The 16,051-nt window shown below is 62.2% G+C and carries 14 protein-coding genes; 7 read left to right on the forward strand and 7 right to left on the reverse strand.

Features of this window, described 5'->3' with window-relative positions:
• Positions 1 to 70: 70 nt before the first annotated feature.
• Complete coding sequence (locus PLANPX_RS24790; protein WP_152101316.1) at positions 71 to 1,621, forward strand: class I adenylate-forming enzyme family protein; 1,551 nt, start codon at positions 71 to 73, stop codon at positions 1,619 to 1,621.
• Between the two features lie 66 nt (positions 1,622 to 1,687).
• Positions 1,688 to 2,593 (forward strand): serine/threonine protein kinase, encoded by a 906-nt coding sequence (locus PLANPX_RS24795; RefSeq protein WP_152101317.1) that lies wholly within the window; start codon positions 1,688 to 1,690, stop codon positions 2,591 to 2,593.
• 10 nt (positions 2,594 to 2,603) lie between these two features.
• Here the strand turns inward: PLANPX_RS24795 and PLANPX_RS24800 are convergent, their stop codons facing one another.
• The 3 genes from PLANPX_RS24800 to PLANPX_RS24810 all read right to left on the reverse strand — a co-directional run bounded on the left by PLANPX_RS24800 (position 2,604) and on the right by PLANPX_RS24810 (position 5,888).
• Positions 2,604 to 3,857: an MFS transporter gene (locus PLANPX_RS24800; protein ID WP_152101318.1), complete on the reverse strand. Its 1,254-nt coding sequence runs from the start codon at positions 3,855 to 3,857 to the stop codon at positions 2,604 to 2,606.
• Positions 3,858 to 3,887: 30 nt separating this feature from the next.
• Positions 3,888 to 4,859, reverse strand: coding sequence for a DUF6807 family protein (locus PLANPX_RS24805; protein WP_152101319.1), 972 nt, complete (start codon positions 4,857 to 4,859; stop codon positions 3,888 to 3,890).
• 84 nt (positions 4,860 to 4,943) lie between these two features.
• Entirely contained in the window at positions 4,944 to 5,888 is a 945-nt protein-coding gene (locus PLANPX_RS24810; RefSeq protein ID WP_152101320.1) for an NAD(P)-dependent oxidoreductase, read from the reverse strand.
• 314 nt (positions 5,889 to 6,202) lie between these two features.
• On the opposite strand from PLANPX_RS24810, the gene PLANPX_RS24815 reads away from it, so the two are divergent.
• Both PLANPX_RS24815 and PLANPX_RS24820 read left to right on the forward strand, forming a co-directional pair.
• Entirely contained in the window at positions 6,203 to 7,513 is a 1,311-nt protein-coding gene (locus PLANPX_RS24815; RefSeq protein WP_152101321.1) for a Gfo/Idh/MocA family protein, read from the forward strand.
• 172 nt (positions 7,514 to 7,685) lie between these two features.
• The gene (locus PLANPX_RS24820) at positions 7,686 to 8,210 is read left to right on the forward strand and encodes a glycine cleavage system protein R (protein WP_152101322.1); all 525 of its coding nucleotides are present in this window, start codon (positions 7,686 to 7,688) and stop codon (positions 8,208 to 8,210) included.
• A 44-nt stretch (positions 8,211 to 8,254) separates the two neighbouring features.
• Here PLANPX_RS24820 and PLANPX_RS24825 read toward each other — a convergent pair whose 3' ends face one another.
• From PLANPX_RS24825 to PLANPX_RS24840, 4 genes are all read right to left on the reverse strand, one after another.
• Positions 8,255 to 9,994 carry a carbon starvation protein A gene (locus PLANPX_RS24825; protein WP_152101323.1) on the reverse strand — a complete coding sequence of 580 codons (1,740 nt, stop codon included), beginning with the start codon at positions 9,992 to 9,994 and terminating at the stop codon, positions 8,255 to 8,257.
• 63 nt (positions 9,995 to 10,057) lie between these two features.
• Positions 10,058 to 10,360, reverse strand: coding sequence for a type II toxin-antitoxin system RelE/ParE family toxin (locus PLANPX_RS24830; protein WP_152101324.1), 303 nt, complete (start codon positions 10,358 to 10,360; stop codon positions 10,058 to 10,060).
• Positions 10,350 to 10,559, reverse strand: coding sequence for an addiction module protein (locus PLANPX_RS24835; RefSeq protein WP_152101325.1), 210 nt, complete (start codon positions 10,557 to 10,559; stop codon positions 10,350 to 10,352). The genes PLANPX_RS24830 and PLANPX_RS24835 overlap by 11 nt, the downstream gene beginning before the upstream one ends.
• Before the next feature lie 79 nt (positions 10,560 to 10,638).
• Positions 10,639 to 11,328, reverse strand: a complete 690-nt coding sequence (locus PLANPX_RS24840; RefSeq protein ID WP_152101326.1) for a hypothetical protein — start codon at positions 11,326 to 11,328, stop codon at positions 10,639 to 10,641.
• Positions 11,329 to 11,585: 257 nt separating this feature from the next.
• Here PLANPX_RS24840 and PLANPX_RS24845 point away from each other — a divergent pair, with 257 nt between their 5' ends.
• From PLANPX_RS24845 to PLANPX_RS24855, 3 genes are all read left to right on the forward strand, one after another.
• Positions 11,586 to 12,830, forward strand: a complete 1,245-nt coding sequence (locus tag PLANPX_RS24845) for a serine hydrolase (protein ID WP_232536237.1) — start codon at positions 11,586 to 11,588, stop codon at positions 12,828 to 12,830.
• A 123-nt stretch (positions 12,831 to 12,953) separates the two neighbouring features.
• Positions 12,954 to 13,556, forward strand: coding sequence for a PEP-CTERM sorting domain-containing protein (locus PLANPX_RS24850; protein ID WP_152101328.1), 603 nt, complete (start codon positions 12,954 to 12,956; stop codon positions 13,554 to 13,556).
• Positions 13,557 to 13,829: 273 nt separating this feature from the next.
• Positions 13,830 to 16,022 (forward strand): PQQ-dependent sugar dehydrogenase, encoded by a 2,193-nt coding sequence (locus tag PLANPX_RS24855; RefSeq protein ID WP_152101329.1) that lies wholly within the window; start codon positions 13,830 to 13,832, stop codon positions 16,020 to 16,022.
• Positions 16,023 to 16,051 lie beyond the last annotated feature (29 nt).

Consider the following 16,051-nt stretch of genomic DNA (forward strand, 5'->3'; position numbering starts at 1 on the left):
TTCTGTGATTCTCGCGATAAGCTACACTTCCCGATAGCGTCAACTCGCCTCATCACTTCGGGAGCAACTCATGCCCCTCGCTGGTCCGCCGCTGACGATTGAAGTTCGGATCTCGCGACTACTCGACCGCGGGCTCGCGGCGAATCCCGACGCCCCGGCGCTCGTCTCACGCGAGGGCCAGCTTACTTGGCAAGAACTCGACGCCGTCTCCACGCGCGTCGCTCGGCACTACTTCACTCTCGGCTTAAAGCCTGGCGACCGCATCGCGACGCTCATGCCAAACTGCGCGGAGCTTGTCATTCACCACATTGCATGCATGAAGGCGGGTTTCGCCGCGACGCCGCTTAACTACCGCTACCAGGCGCCGGAGGTTGATCACGCCCTCGAAGTAAGCGGCGCCTCGGTGCTACTCCACCACGCCGAACGCGAAGCCGACCTCGCGCTCAGCAAGTTTGCCGGCATGCTGTCGCTGGGCCGGATTTCATTCGGCGCTGCCGACGGCCGCGAACCGAGCTTTGAGCACTTTCTGCAAACAGAGCCACCGGCAGTTGAGGTCACTCCACCGACGCCCGACGCCGTAGCGTTCATCTTCTTCACCTCCGGCAGCACTGGCAAACCGAAAGGGGTCACCCACAGCCATCGTTCGTTCGGTTCGATCGTCGCGAGCACGATCGCTGGGTTCGAACTTAACGACGCCGACGTCTTTCTTCCCGCGACCTCGTACTCGCACATTGCCGCGACGCACATCTCGTTCGGCGCGCTGGCGGCTGGCGTGCGCGTTGAAGTGCCCCGCCGACTCGATGGCGACGAGATGCTGCCGCTACTCGCGAGCACGCAGCCAACGTTTCTCTGCATGCTGCCCGCGGCACTGTTCGCCCTGGTGCGCGACCACAACGCAACTTCCGAGCACTTCCGCTCGTTGCGGCTCTGCGTCAGCGGCGGCGACAAAGTTTCCGGCGAGCTCGAACGCGAATTCACCGCCATTGCCGGTAAGGCGATCGACGAACTCTACGGCATGACCGAGACCGGCATGTCGACCGTCAATCCGCCCGACGGCCTCAACAAGGTCGGCTCGATTGGCAAGCTAGTCGCGGGTTATGAGGGTTCGATTCGCGACGCCGCCGGCGCTGAAGTTCCGCTCGGCGGAGAGGGTCGGCTTTGGATCCGCAGCAACGCAAATATGATCGGCTACTGGAATCGACCCGACGCCACCGCCGAAACGCTCGTCGACGGCTGGCTCGACACGGGCGACGTCGTCGCTGCCGACGCAGACGGCTACCTCTGGTTCCGCGGGCGGCAGAAGCAGATCATCGTGCACGATGGTTCGAATATCACGCCGCAAGAGATCGAAGAGTCGCTGCTCGAGCATCCCGCCGTCGCCGCCGTGGGGGTGATTGGCATCCACAACCTCGTCCACGGCGAGAACGTGCGGGCGTATGTGCAACTCAACCCGGAGGCAACCGCGCCGACGGCCGCCGAACTGATCAAGTTTTCGCGGGCGAGCGTCGGTTACAAGGCGCCGGAGGAGATTGTATTCCTCGACGCGATGCCGCTGAATGCAACCGGCAAGGTCGATCGCGCATACTTAAAAGAAACAACGAGAGACAGCACAGCCTCTTGACCTTCGCACCTCGGCTGACGTACTTTAATACGCCTTAGAGCAATAAAATATGTCGCGAGATTTTATATGTCATTTATCATCGTGCGAATCGACCCGTCCGGAACGACCAAAAAACTCTCTTTCGCTTACGGGCTTGAATTAGAAGGAAGCACAGGCCATCGATTCAAGCTAGGCAAACACATTCGCACTGGCGGCAATGGAGTAGTCTTCGAGGCCGAATGTACTGCGCCAGACGGCACGGAGGAAGGCTTGTGTGCCGTTAAGTTCCTTAAGGAGCTTGACGACGTAAGACAAGATCGATTTGCGAATGAAATCCGCATACTTAACGACCTTAGCCACCCTAACATAGTGAAATGCTTCGGTTCTGGTCGAGTTCGCTTGGGAGAAGAGAACATTGATGTTCCATGGATGGCGATGTCACTCGGAGACGTCAATTTGCGCCAGTACCTTGATGAACATAAAGCTCCGCTTGACGCTATTACAGCAATTAATACGTGTATTAAGGTTTGCAATGCGATTGCACACCTCCACGACAAAAGCATTATCCACCGCGACCTAAAGCCAGCAAACGTAATATGGCTTACCGACGAAGACCGAGACAACATATTTTTAGTAGACTTTGGAATCGCCAAGTACGTAGGCGAAGACGTGTCGGCTCGCCGAATGGACGATTTCACTTCGCTGCACCAGTTCGTTGGTCCTGCTAATTTCGCATCGCCTGAGCTGCTCGCCTATTCTAGAGACAAGTCACACCCGGTTGATACCCGATCCGATCTTTTTCAGATTGGCTTGCTCCTTTGGTTTCTTGCCACGAACAGAATCGCTGCTGGAATTCCATCGAGAAGGCTCGACCCTACCAACGGACCTATCTTCGAAATTGCAACTCAATTGCTCGCAATGGACCCCGATGATCGGATTCCAACAGCCGGCGATTTATCGAAGCGGCTTAGCGAAATTGTGGCTACACTTTAGCGAATTTCCTTCACTCCAGCCCGCGTTCATCCGTCGCTGGCGCCAGCCAGATGACGAGCATTCCCGCTGCGTAGATCAGCGCGCACGCGCCGCCGAGCATTGCGTAGTCGCCACCGAACCACTTGAAGAGCGAGCCTGCCGCGAGCACGCCGCCGGCCGTGGCGAAGCGGCCGATGTTCATCGACACCCCGGCCCCGCTAGCCCGCACATGCGTCGGGAACAACTCCGGTAAGTAGAGCGGCAGCCAACCGAAGAAGAGCGTTGCCACGAGCCCCTGCGCGAACACGATCGGCAGGAAAGACGGTTCGAGCGGCGCCGTGAGGCGGAACATCGCCCAGGTAAGTGCAGTCGCCCCGACGCTGATCAGGAAATAGGAAAGTCGTCGCCCAATCCAGCCGGCGAGCGGCGCTCCTAGAAAACTGCCGATCGTTGCGCCCAGCGACCACCACTGCAGCGTCGTCGCTTTGTATCCCGGCGCTGCGGAGCCCGCGACGCTGTCGGCCCACGGAAGCATCCACTTGCCGCCAGCCCAGGCTCCTACCAGCGGTATCGACGCCAGCAGAATGCCGACGAGCGTCAGCGGCAGCAGCTCGCCTTGCAACAACGTACGCAGCGGCGGCGCCGGTTGCTTCGCCGCGCCGCGCATTGCGAGCCACTTCGGCGATTCGGGGAGCAACGTCAACACAATGACGCCGAGCGTGGCGGGAATCGCCGCCATCGCAAAGATCCACCGCCATGAGTCGGGCGTGATCGGCCAGAACCGTCCAATCTGCGAAAGCGCCAGGATGCCAATGTTAATGCCCGCTCCCAAGATGCCGGCCACCGTCGGCCGCGACGCCCGCGGCCAGCACTCCGCGGCGAGCGCGACGCCGTTGGGCCACATCCCGCCAACGCCAAGACCGATCATGAACCGCAGCAACAGCATCTCTTCGCACGAGCGAACCAGCGCCCCCAGCCCGGCGAATGTCGAGTAGAACAGGATACTGATTCCCATCGCCCGCGCGCGACCGATGCGATCGCCGAGGTTGCCAAGCAGGCTGCCGCCGATCGCGGCGCCGAGCATCAGCGCGGCCGTGAATCTCGCAAACCAGACGCCGCCGTCCGCCTCGGTGTACTCCGCTCCGAGCAAACTCTTGGTGACCGAGAGCGACGCCACCGGCATCAGGCCAAGTTCGACGCCATCGAAAGCGAGTCCTAGGAACGCCGCGGCAAGGACGGCGTAGCGTCCTGCGCGCGTCAGTTCGATGGGAGATGATGCCGTCACGGCTTCGGATTCGAGTGCAGAATAGATAGGTCAATCGCCGGCGATCTCAACATACTGCTTGAACGCCCTGTCGAGGTCCAGATTCTCGGGCGCCTCCGCCCCGTGCACAAGCACGCCGTACCGCAATCTCAGCGTTTCGCCCGGCCGCACCGCCACGCGGCTCGCATCGCCAGCCTTGAATGCCTTCTGGCCGAAGGAATTAGCGACCATCAGCCCATAGTCGCGCACATGAAATCGGCTCGGCCGAAAGTTCTCAGGATGACAGAAGATCGCCACTCCCGCCGGCTTGCCGTCGACGACGCCGCGATAGTCGCACCACGCCGGCGCCGTTCCCCAGACTTCGCTCTCGTTGCGTTTACCATCGGCGGATACGATCTCGCCGTTGCCGGCCGGCAGGTGAAACTTGGAAACTTGCTCTGCCCGCAATGGCGTCGCCACGCGGACGCCGAGTCCCATCTCCTCTTGATCGCCGAAGGCAAACTCGCGATCGCCGCTGAAGGTCGAATCCCACAGCAACAGCATCCCCTCGGGCGTCGCCCGCATGTTGCAGCGCAGCAGTTCACGGCAGATCACGTGCTCCGGGTCGGCTTGGTCGCGATGCGAGAACTCAGCCGCAAAGCCCGCCTCCCCCGCGCCGCCGTGCGACTCCTCCACGAATCGTTCAAAGCGAACCGGCGCCTTCAACCGCCATCCGTCGCTGCCGCTCACATCGCCGAACGCTAACCAGATTCCTGGGTGGAACTCGGGATGGTCGGTCGGGTCGCTTCCTTCGACTGGCGGATGGCTGCGCGTCACCTGGACGCCGTTCGGCGCACGCACATGAGCGAAGTAGGGGCGCGTAATCTTCTCGTCGCGGTAGACGAAGGTCGCGACCGGGGCTTCGTCGACGGCAATCTCTAAGCTATCGACTGATGGAGCGATCTTAATGCGCGGAACGTCGGCCCCAGCAGCGAACGAGCACCAAGCATTCCACAAGATGGCGATGACGGCAAAAAGCCTCATGCGCGATACTCAGCCACACGAGAATCTTGCGACGAACTTCAACCCATGCAACGCACGGTTGGACGCCGTTTCCGCCACAATAGCTCACTCGACTTCGTTCAACAACGAACTAAGCGTCTCGATCCCTCGCGTCGCGGCGCCGCTCGCCGTAGCCGGCAGCAGGCCCTCTTCGATCGCGCGGATAATCACGCTGTTGTCGAGTTCGCCCAGCCCATCGGCCTCGGCCCGCTCCAGCAGTTGCACGTGGAGCGCCGTAAGCGGCAACTCGCGGCCCCGTCGCGCCGCTTCGTCGATGATCAATCGGACATCCTTCAGATGCTGAGATAGCTTGGCCTGAGGTGTGAACTCGCCCGCCACCATTTTCGGTCCTTTGTTCTCCATCGTGCGCGAGCTGGCCGGGCTGTTCAATAGCACTTCAAGTGCACGCTCGGCCGACAGGCCCATCGACTTCGCAAAGACTAACCCTTCAGCCAGAACAGCGCGATTGAGTCCGAGCACCAGATTGGTGACGAGCTTCATTCGCACGCCGTCCCCCCATTGGCCGACGTAGTAAGTCTTCGCGGCGATCGCATCAAGCAGATCGCGACTCGCCTCAAGCGCACGTAACGGTCCCGCCACCATCGCGGTCGTTTGCCCGCGACGGGTCTGCTCGCTGGAACCGGAAATCGGCACCTCAAGATAGTCGACGCCACGTGTGGCGAGTCTCGCGCCTAGCAACGCCGTTAGCTGCGGATCGCCGGTCGTCGTATCGATCAGCAGCTTGCCAGGGTGGTAGGCGTCTTCCAGTTGGCCCAGCACCTCTTCGACGACTTCGGTCGTGTAGAGCGAGATAATGACGCGGTCGCACTCGCGGAGCGGATTCTCCGACCAGCGGGCGCCACGTTCCACGAGCGGCGCCGCCTTGTTGGCCGTGCGGTTGTGGATCACCAGTTCGTAGCCGGTCGCGAGCAGCCGTTCGCAAATCGCCGTACCCATCAGCCCGAGGCCAATGAGCCCGATCGGTTTGCCGTCGCGCGGTCGATCAGCCATGGGAGGTGAACGCGGCAGCCGCGCGAAGTTAAGGAAGGCGCAGACGGACGAACCGCCGCGCGAATGGGTGGAAGAGGAGGCGCCGCCGGGCGAGCTTGCCGAGCGACTCCTGCATTCTATTCCCGCTGGGCGCCGCTTCAGCCTGCGCCGAGAGACATTTCCGAATCCGCAAACGCCAGTGCCAGATATGCAACACCGGCAGGCCCCGCGTCCGCGACGAAACCACGCCAGGCCTCCCGTTCCTTGACCCTCGGTTTTCCCACGGCTAGGGTGAACTTTCGCCCCACGGCCTCCTTTTCTCTTGAGTCGCTCACATGGCCTTCGCAACCAGACGCTACTTTCTCGGCGCTGCTGCCGTCGGCGGAACAGCGCTACTGTTGCCTAGCCGTTGCTCCCAAGCCGCCGAGGCGAACGAGCGCGTTCGCGTCGCGATCCTTGGCGCCGGCAATCAAGGACGGCGGCATGCCGAGTCGCTCCTCACGCTGCCGAACGTCGAGATCGCGGCCGTCAGCGACGTCGATTCAGAACGGCTAGCCGCCCAGCACGGGCGGGTTGGCAATCAGGCGCAAGCGGTCGCCGACTTTCGCCGCATCCTCGACGACCGCTCCATCGACGCCGTGACCATCGCCCTGCCCGATCACTGGCACACGCCCGCCGCGTTGCTTGCTCTCAATGCAGGCAAGCACGTCTATGTAGAAAAACCTTGCTCGCACAACGTGCGCGAGGGGCGACTGTTAGTCGATGCCGCTGCTGCGCATCCGCAGCTTGCGGTGGCTCATGGCACGCAAGCCCGTGCAACGCCCGGCATCATCGAAGCGATCGAGATGCTTCACGCCGGCGTCATTGGCAAGGTGCTCGTTGCCAAATGCTGGAACTACCAACAGCGCGAGAATATCGGCCGCAAGCAGCCGACCGCTCCGCCCGCGACGGTCGACTACGATACGTGGGTCGGCCCCGCCGAGTGGCTGCCGTTTCAAACGAATCGCTTCCACTACAAGTGGCACTGGTGGCGAAACTTCGGCACGGGCGACGCCGGCAACGATGGCTGCCATGAACTCGACCTCGCTCGCTGGGGCCTTGGCGCCGAGGAACATCCGACGACGATCTCGGCAATCGGCGGCAAGTACCACTTCGACGACGACCAGGAATTCCCCGACACGCTGCAAGCGACGTTCGAATGGCCCGGCGCCGGCGGACCTAGTGAACGACGGATGCTGATTTTTGAACAACGGCTCTGGACGACGAACTACCCGCACAACGTCGACAGTGGCGTCGAGTTCCTCGGCACGAACGGCCGGATATTTCTTAGCAAGCGGGGAAAGTTCGAACTGTACGGCCCGCGCAACGCGCGAAGTGAGCGTAAGCTCAACGGCGCGCTCGCCGCTCGCGTGGAAGACAACCATGCCGATTGGCTCCACGCGATTCGAGACGGAACGGCGCCGAAGGCGGGAATCGTCGCCGCCCATCGGACGGCGACGCTCGCCCACCTCGCCAACCTCTCCGCCCGGCTTGGTCGAACGCTCACATTCGATCCGCAAGCGGAAACAATCGCGAGCGACAACGAAGCGAACAACCTGCTCGCTCGCCGCTACCGCGACGGCGGCCACTGGGCTGTGCCCACCTGACATGCCGCCAGCATACGATCCCTGCTAGCCGGAAAGTCACAAGGTCCTGGTCGGCGCCAAAAAAACTGCCGCGATCACGCAAGGCGCCTCCCGGAGGGCGTGGCCCTCCGGCTATTCTGGAGGTTCGGCAATCAACCACTGAATGCTCCTCGAACGCTCTGCAGACGCCGCCATGTCCACAACTTCGCTTGTGCTCACGATTCTCGGCCCCGACCGCCCTGGCCTCGTCGAGTCGATCGCACGCCTCGTCGCCGAACATCAAGGCAACTGGCTTGAGAGTCGCATGGCTCACTTGGCCGGTCAGTTCGCCGGCATCCTTCGCGTCGAGGTTGAAGCCGACCGTGCTGATTCGCTCTCGCAAGCGCTGGCCGGCTTAGCAAAGTCAGGCCTCGAAACAGTCATCCATCCAGACCCCGCGATTGCGATCATCGCCGATCGTCCGCTTGTATCACTCGACCTGCTAGGCCAAGACCGACCGGGCATCGTCCGCCAGATCAGCGGCGTCCTCGCCGCACTCGGCGTCAACGTGGAAGAGCTGAACACGGAATGCCGCGCCGCCGCGGAGACGGGGCACCCCCTGTTCCACGCCGCCGCGCAACTGCGGCTGCCGCCCGACGTGAGCGAAGCAGACCTCCGCGTCGCCCTCGAAAATGTCGCCGCCGACCTCATGGTCGAAGTTAAGCTCGCGGAAAAGTAGCCGCGGGTCAACGACCCGCCGGAGCGTCACTTGCAAGGCGCCCCTCACGCCGCAGCCGGCGCCAAGTTGCTCCCAGTCGGCGGCTCGTTCGATCCCGCTAACACGCGGATCGCCTCCACCAGCATTAGCACTGCGAGGCTGAGAAGCACGAGCCCAATCCACGGCACCGGGTCGCTCGGCGCCTGCCAAGCCCCTTCGCTGGAGCGGAACGCCGGCACGGTCATCGTCACTAGCGCCCAGGTACTCATCACGTACATCACCACCGTCGGAATCCCAGTGACGAACCAAACCCATATGGCGCGTCGTGTCCGCCAGAGCCAAACCGTCACGCCGAGCAGCGTCAGCGCGGCGAGTAGCTGGTTGCTCGCGCCGAATAGATTCCAAAACAGCTGCCACACCGGCACCTTCGCATCCGAGGGATGTCGCAGCATGAAGAAGAGCGGCACGCCCGCGGTGACCGCCGTGCCAAAAATCCGTCCGCCGCGGCCATGCCAGCCCGTGAGCTCTTGCAAGACGAATCGTCCCAACCGCGTGCAAACGTCGAGCGTGTCGTACACGAACGTCGTGAACGCCATCAGCGCGAAGGTGACGCCAATCGCTTTTGAAACATGCAAGACGTCGAGAAACTTGCCAATGCCGTGCGCGTAAATTTGGTTCGGCTTACCAGCCAGTTCGGGCGAGCCTTCGGCGAACATCATCACGCAACAGAGCGAGACGACGGCGACCATCCCTTCCAGCAACATCGAGCCGTAGGCGACCGGTTTGGCGTCCATTTCGTTCCGTAGCTGCTTCGACGTGGTGCCGCTGGCGATCAGCGAGTGGAACCCGGAACAGGCGCCGCACGCGATCGTGATGAACAGCAGCGGTACGAGCGAAGCGGTTCCGCCCGTTGCCGTGGCAACTTCCCAACCACGAAACGCGGGGTACTCGGTGCGAACATTGCCAAACGCCAAGCCCAACGCCCCAGCGCCGAGTGCGGCGTACAAAAAGTACCCGCCCAATTGCCCACGCGGCTGCAGTAGCAACCACACCGGCAACACGCCCGCGACTAGGCAGTAGGCCAGCAAGATGGTGCTCCACAGCTTCACCGCCGAGCCATCACTCCAGCCCGTGATCGCCGCGAGGTCAAGCGGCACGTTCGGCCCAAACACGATCGCGAGCACCACCATCGGCAAGAAGACGCAGAGCGCGAGCCATGACGGCATCCCTGCGTATCGCATCACGAGGCCCATCACGAGCGTGATGCCCAGATAAATCAGCGATGCCGACGCGATCGCTCCGCCGCCGATGCCGCCGTTCTCTGCGAGCGGCGCTCCCACAAACGACGCCGCCGTCACGCCGGTGAACGCGACGATGATATAGACGAGCGCGATCCAGATGAACGCCAGAAACATCAGGTACGAACGTCGCGTCATGTAGAGCCGCACCACCTCTGCAATCGAAGTCGCACGGTGGCGAATCGACGCTACCAGCGACGTGATGTCTTGCACGCCGCCGACGAAGATCGAACCGATCAGAATCCACAGGAGCGCGGGCAGCCAGCCGAACATCAGCCCGGCGAGAATCGGCCCCACGATCGGCCCCGCCGCTGCAATTGCGGAGAAGTGTTGCGGCAGCAACTCCGCCGCGGAAATCGGCTCAAAGTCGACCCCGTCGCGCTGCTCCACCGCCGGCACCGGCGCCTTCGCATCGAGACGCAGCAGCTTGCCGAGCAGTCGGCCGTAAGTGACGTAAGCGATGCCCAGCACGAGCGCACTGGGGAGGACGATCCAGAGGAGATTCATGAAAGGATAAGCGTCGGCAAGAAGAGGAATCAAACGACCCAACGACGGCCTGCAGCCGTGCGGCTAAGTTGAAAGCCGCCGCTGCCAAGCCTCTGAGTCGCGCGAGGTATGAAAGATGGCGCAAATCGTGACTTCACGCCCATCGTACTGGTAGAACACTGCGTAGGGAAACCGCTTCACCAGAGCTCTTCGATAATCTCCGCAAGCTATCGCGAATGAGTTCGGAGCCGCAACGATACGCGAGATGCAATCGTTGACGCGAGTCATGAAGTAGATGCTGAGTCCTCGGCGTTGGCGCTCATACCAATCGCAGGCCGCTTCGAGATCGTCGTAGACGATCTCTTTGACGTACAACTCAGTGGCCATACTTGGCCTTGAGCCGATCCACGATATCGTCCCACGTCGTTACGCGAGCATCACTCTGGCGGCGCTCAAGCTCTTGCTTCTGCCAATCAGGAACGGGAACTTCGCTCGGAGACGCGGATAAGTCGTCCCACAGGTTTCCCAGCAGCTCAAATTTTTCGGCGGAAGACAATCCCGCGATCGAAGTTAGTATGTCGTCCATCTTGGCGCCTGCGGCTCAACTCACCAGCAACCCATGCTGACAATTCTACCACGCCGGATAGAAATTCGGCAAACGCCCCCTACGCCGCGGCCGCCGCCCCTAGCTCCGCCAGCATCGCCCCCAAACAGCGCGTGCTCTTCCCCCAGTCGAACATCTGGCCCGGGATCTCGGTCGCCGCCTCGATGCAGCTACCGCCGGCAATGCGCGTCACGCTGACGACCACATCGCCCTCAAGCGCGAACAGATCCGACGGCAACGCCGCCCGCACAATGCAGCCATCGGAAAGTTGATGCACGTCACGCAGCGCTCGCCCTTCCTTCGCGAGCGAGCACAAGAGTCGCACCAGCATCTCGCCCACCGGTACGACGTAGGCGCCGCTCAGCGACTTGCCGGTTTTCACGCCCAGCTTTGCGTACGTCGACTGCGCGACGCCGGCAATCGTCGACATCGACAGCGGCAGCGGCACTCCCGCGAGCTTGCCGAGGGCTTTGCCGTAGAGATCAAGAATTTCCTCGCCAGTCATCCGCTTCTTCGATTGAGCTGATGCCCGCGCGATGCGGTCGCGCACGGCGGGGATCGCAATCAGCGTCTCGTAGTCGATGACGTCCGACCAATCGATCGTGAGGACGACGGTCGCGTCGTAGTCGATGGGGGCCGGCAGCGAACCGTCGTTCGCCCCCGTTTGCCCCCCGGCAGCCGTCGCCAATCGCTGGCCGCACCCCGTGCAGAATTTTCCTGTCCCCTTCGTCCCGCATTCCGCACAATACATGGGTGGCGTCCTACCGCGAGGTGAAATCCGGGCCGTGCTAGCAACTGGCCTTCAGATGCACGATCCCACCTCTCCTATCGGCGCCAAGACTGCTAAAACTTCCTCCCCTACCCCACTTTCGGTCGCCGTGGCCGCCGCGAACTGGAAGTTACCCGCCGCTGTGCGATGATGAAGTTCCCGCCCACCCCGCATCTCGCCGTATGATCCCGCACCCATTGCCCCGCCTGCTAGCCGTTTGCATCGCCATCATGGCTCCGATGCTCCACGCTCCCCAGGCAACTGCCGCCCACGATTTCAGCGCGCTGACGGCACTCGCCAATGGCGCCCTCGCCGGTCAACACGTCGGCACGCCCGTTCCAGGCTTCGAGATTCGCCTCCTAAAGCATGGCGTCCCCATCTACCATCAGGTCTTCGGGGCCTGGTCGCTCAACCGCCCCGCCAACGTCGATAGCAGCACGAAAACGCTCAGCGGCGCGCTGCTCATGTCGATCGCCGATTCGGGCAACGGAGGTTTCTCGCTCGACAGCCACCTCGCCGACTTTCTGCCCGAATACAACGCCCCCGGCTTCCGCGACATCACCATCCGGCAAGCCTTCTCGCACACCTCCGGCATCGCCGGCGATGAGCAGGCGCTCGTCCTCTACCAGAAGAACATCACGCTCCGTCAGGCCGCGGCGATCATCAAGCAAACGCCGCTGGCCTTCACCCCCGGCAGCACGTTTTCGTATGGCGGGCTGTCAATGCAAGCCGCCGGCGCCGCGGCGGAAGTCGCCACTGGCGAGCGTTACATCGATCTCTTCGCCGAGCGCATCGCCGAGCCCCTCGGCATGACGAACACCTCCTTCGTCATCGCCAGCGACACAAACCCGCGCGTCGCCGGCGGCGTCGAGTCGACCGCGAGCGACTACAGCCGCTTCATGGATATGCTTGCCAACGACGGCGTCGATCGCGCGACCGGCGTTCGCATCCTGTCGTCGGCCGCAGTGAACGAGATGCTCACCCGCCAAACCAATGACGGCCAGCCTGTCAACAATTCGCCCGCCGACAACAACTACTACGGCGTCGGCGTCTGGGTAAATCAACTCGTCCAGGCCGGGCCGCCGGTCGAAGCGATGGCCGCTGGGGCCCGCGGCTTTCACAGCTGGATTGATCAGAAGAACGACCTCGTCTTCACGTTCGCCACCGACCTGAGCCACTTCGCCAACGTCGAAGTCCTGTCGTCGATGATGCACGCGGCAATTCTCGACGCCGTGCCGGCCGCCGATTTCGATCTCGACGGCACAGTCGACGGCAACGACCTTGCGATTTGGCAGACGGCGTTCGGCGCAACCCGCGCGGGCGACGCGAATGCTGACGGCGTCACCGATGGCGCCGACTTCCTCATCTGGCAGCGCGAACATGCGAATGCCGCTGCCTCGCCGAGCAGCCTTTCAGTTCCTGAACCAACAGGCATCGCGCTAGCGCTGTTGGCGATGGCGCCCTTCGTCCGCTGCCGACGTTGACTCAATAACGCCCGCTGTGCAGTCATCGCGCTGCAGAAAAGAATTGCCCCCTCGCCACGCCCCATCTAAGCTAGGGACTCGCCCCGCCACATCCCGTCAAAACATCTCATCTGGAGTCGTCTCATGCAGCGTTCGAGCGTCGCGGCACTGGCCCTCATGGTCGCGTTGGCTAGCGTCAACGTTTCGCATGCCACCAAGTTCGCAGTCCTGCTCGGATCGCCCCAGGGGTCGGCCGTCATCGCTCCCAACCCCCTCTACACGTCCAACGAGCCAGAGGTCAATCCGCTCTTCCATCATGACGTGTTCGGACTCGGTTTCGACCCAACCGAACTCTGGCAAGGCGCCCCCGCGACGCTGGAGGTCCTCTTCACCGACAGCCTCCCCGGCGATCTTCCCCCCGCCCCGAAAGGCGCACTCGTCTTCGGCGTCTCGCTCTTCGATCAAGCGTCCGGCAACGCGATCCACCAATTGCGGGCGCCGGTGACGCTCGCCGTCGAGTTCGACAGGCCCGCCGACCCGAGCAGCTTCGTCTTCAGCTCGCTCAACGAATCAACCGGCGTCTGGGGCGAGTTCCAGAAAGGAAAACCGAAGCAAGGTAGCACCGGCTCGGTTTGCGGCACAACCGACCATTTCAGTTTCTTCTACATCGCCGCCGTGCCGGAGCCGTCGACGTGGACGCTCGCTCTAGCGGCGGGAGCGTTGGGCGTCGTGCGACGCCGGCGGTAATCGATCGCCGACCGCACCTTTCTCCAACACGCAAGACTCTTAGCCCCCGGTTCTTCAAACCGGGGGCTATTCGTACCCCCGCAACTTTCGCTGCGCGCACCCCTCCATTTCGAGAAAGCAAGGTTAGCGAGGAAGGAGACTCAAACGAAATTGAGACTCGCTCTTTACAAATGCCAACGCAGGAGCGTCCTATCTCATTGACCGCCCTTTTTGCGCCTTCCATGCTGGAGAGATGTTCAACGTCACCTGTATTCCACGCGACGGACTTAATTGATGCGGAAGACCCTCTCCCTTTCGCTTGCCATTCTGATCGGTGCGTGGCATGCGTCGACGCATGGCGCGGAGTCCTCCTCCTCGACCGCTGACGAGCAAGCACGCCGAGACTACGCCGAATATGCGCTGACTCATCAGGGCAACGTCGCGCGCGGCAAGCTCGTCTTCGAGCGATCAGCCGGTCCCAACTGCGCGAAGTGCCACACCGTCGACGGTAACCGTCGCTTCGCCGGTCCCGACCTGAGTAGTATCGGCGATAAGTTTGAACTCCCTGAACTGATCGACTCGATCCTCAATCCCTCGGCAACGATCGCGATCGGCTACGGCAACACGATCGTTCAAACGGATGCGGGCACAACGCACGCCGGGGTCATGCAACGAGTCACGGCCGATTGGCTCGAACTGCTCGACGAAAACAGCCGCCCCGTCCGCATCCCCGCGGCCGAGGTCGTCGCGACCCAGGAGAGCGACGTTTCGCTGATGCCCGCCGGGCTTGAGAAGTCGATGACTCGCGATGAGTTCGTCGACCTCCTCGCCTACCTGCAATCGCTTCGGCAAGAACTCGGCGCTTCAGCCTCGCCGTCAACGCCCAACGAAATACCTCCATGCGCGGAGCCAGTGCAATTCGTGCCGCTATTCGACGCGAGCCTTCGCTTCGATCATCCTGTTTGGATCGGCCGCATCCCCGGCGACGGTCGTCGCTACGTCGTGCTCGAACATGCCGGCATGAGTTGGATCGTCGAGAAGACGCCGGCCGGCGATCGACGCACGCCGCTGCTTGATCTCAGCGGCGTCGTTCGCCGCGGCGGAGCGACGGGCCTGCTCGGCTTCGCCTTTCATCCTAAGTTTACCGAGAATCATCGGTACTTCTTAAAGTACCATGTCGTCGAGGCAGGACAGATTTCCACGATCGTTGAAGAGCGATCGTTCGCCCCCGATTTTAAGGGCGATTCAGGCCAGCCTCCCCGCCAGTTGCTGAAGATTCCTAGCGTGACGCAAGATCACAATGGCGGCAGCATCGTCTTTGGCCCTGACGGTTACTTATACATCGGCACGGGTGACACCGGCCCGCAGCGCGATCCACGCGGCCATGGCCAAGACCTGGGCTCACTTCTCGGCAAGATGCTGCGCATCGACGTCGATCAAACTGAAGCCGACAAGGCGTACGCCATCCCTCCGGACAATCCATTCGTCGGCGTCGACGGCATCCGGCCGGAAATTTGGGCCTACGGCTTTCGCGAACCATGGCGTTACAGCTTCGATCGCCAAACGAACGATCTCTGGGTGGGCGACGTTGGCCAAGATCGTTTCGAAGAAGTGACGCTGGCCCGCGTCGGCGAGAACCATGGTTGGAACGTCTTCGAAGGAGCGACGCCCTTCTCCGAGGAATACCGTCGCGAGCACGAACGCTACGTCTCGCCCGTTCTCAGCTACCCGCGCCGCCTCGGCGTTTCAGTCACGGGCGGTTACGTCTACCGCGGCGCGCGGACTCCGGCGCTGATCGGCCAATACGTCTTCGGCGACTTCGAATCTCGACGACTCTGGGCGTTGCTTCCTGAAGGACGCAATACAAAGGAGATCGTCGAAATAGGTCGGTCGCCGACGCGGATCGTTTCGTTTGCCGAAGACGCCGATGGCGAACTGCTCATGGTCGGCTTCGACGACGGCGTCGTCTATCGGCTTGATTTCGAACAAATCGACCTGAGCCCGCTGGAAACACACACCATTGCTGCAACCGCCGAGCAGAGCCCGGTCCTGTGGCGATACACGCTTGAATCGCCCTCAGAAAACTGGACCGCCGATTCGTTCGACGACTCGAGTTGGTCGCTGGCGCCAGGCGGCTTCGGCACGACGGGCACGCCGGGAGCAATCGTGCGAACAGACTGGCACGCTCGCGACATTTGGCTGCGTCGTTCTTTCGACCTCCCAACCGCGCCGTCTGCGACCGCGACGTTTGACGACAGGGAATTCGCCCTGCGGATCCATCATGACGAAGACGTCGAGATCTACCTTAACGGCGTCGAGATCGCTCGCCTGCCGCGTTGGACGAGCGGATATGCCGAAATCCCTCTCAGCGCGACCGCAGCGTCGGCGCTGAAGCCGGGGAAAAACGTTCTTTCGATTCACTGCCGGCAGAATAGCGGCGGCCAGTATATCGACGCGGGCATCGTCGAATACGTCCGACCGCGCTGATCGCGCGCCGGTTGAATCCCGGGTAGCAA

Origin of the sequence: Lacipirellula parvula (assembly GCF_009177095.1) — a bacterium.
Lineage (GTDB): Bacteria > Planctomycetota > Planctomycetia > Pirellulales > Lacipirellulaceae > Lacipirellula > Lacipirellula parvula.

Excerpts from the sequence above, each read along its gene's own strand:
- PLANPX_RS24790 (WP_152101316.1), top strand. The coding sequence starts at position 71 with ATGCCCCTCGCTGGTCCGCCGCTGACGATTGAAGTTCGGATCTCGCGA.
- PLANPX_RS24795 (WP_152101317.1), top strand. The coding sequence starts at position 1,688 with ATGTCATTTATCATCGTGCGAATCGACCCGTCCGGAACGACCAAAAAA.
- PLANPX_RS24805 (WP_152101319.1), bottom strand. The coding sequence starts at position 4,859 with ATGAGGCTTTTTGCCGTCATCGCCATCTTGTGGAATGCTTGGTGCTCG.
- PLANPX_RS24810 (WP_152101320.1), bottom strand. The coding sequence starts at position 5,888 with ATGGCTGATCGACCGCGCGACGGCAAACCGATCGGGCTCATTGGCCTC.
- PLANPX_RS24815 (WP_152101321.1), top strand. The coding sequence starts at position 6,203 with ATGGCCTTCGCAACCAGACGCTACTTTCTCGGCGCTGCTGCCGTCGGC.
- PLANPX_RS24820 (WP_152101322.1), top strand. The coding sequence starts at position 7,686 with ATGTCCACAACTTCGCTTGTGCTCACGATTCTCGGCCCCGACCGCCCT.
- PLANPX_RS24825 (WP_152101323.1), bottom strand. The coding sequence starts at position 9,994 with ATGAATCTCCTCTGGATCGTCCTCCCCAGTGCGCTCGTGCTGGGCATC.
- PLANPX_RS24830 (WP_152101324.1), bottom strand. The coding sequence starts at position 10,360 with ATGGCCACTGAGTTGTACGTCAAAGAGATCGTCTACGACGATCTCGAA.
- PLANPX_RS24835 (WP_152101325.1), bottom strand. The coding sequence starts at position 10,559 with ATGGACGACATACTAACTTCGATCGCGGGATTGTCTTCCGCCGAAAAA.
- PLANPX_RS24840 (WP_152101326.1), bottom strand. The coding sequence starts at position 11,328 with ATGTATTGTGCGGAATGCGGGACGAAGGGGACAGGAAAATTCTGCACG.
- PLANPX_RS24845 (WP_232536237.1), top strand. The coding sequence starts at position 11,586 with ATGCTCCACGCTCCCCAGGCAACTGCCGCCCACGATTTCAGCGCGCTG.
- PLANPX_RS24850 (WP_152101328.1), top strand. The coding sequence starts at position 12,954 with ATGCAGCGTTCGAGCGTCGCGGCACTGGCCCTCATGGTCGCGTTGGCT.
- PLANPX_RS24855 (WP_152101329.1), top strand. The coding sequence starts at position 13,830 with ATGCGGAAGACCCTCTCCCTTTCGCTTGCCATTCTGATCGGTGCGTGG.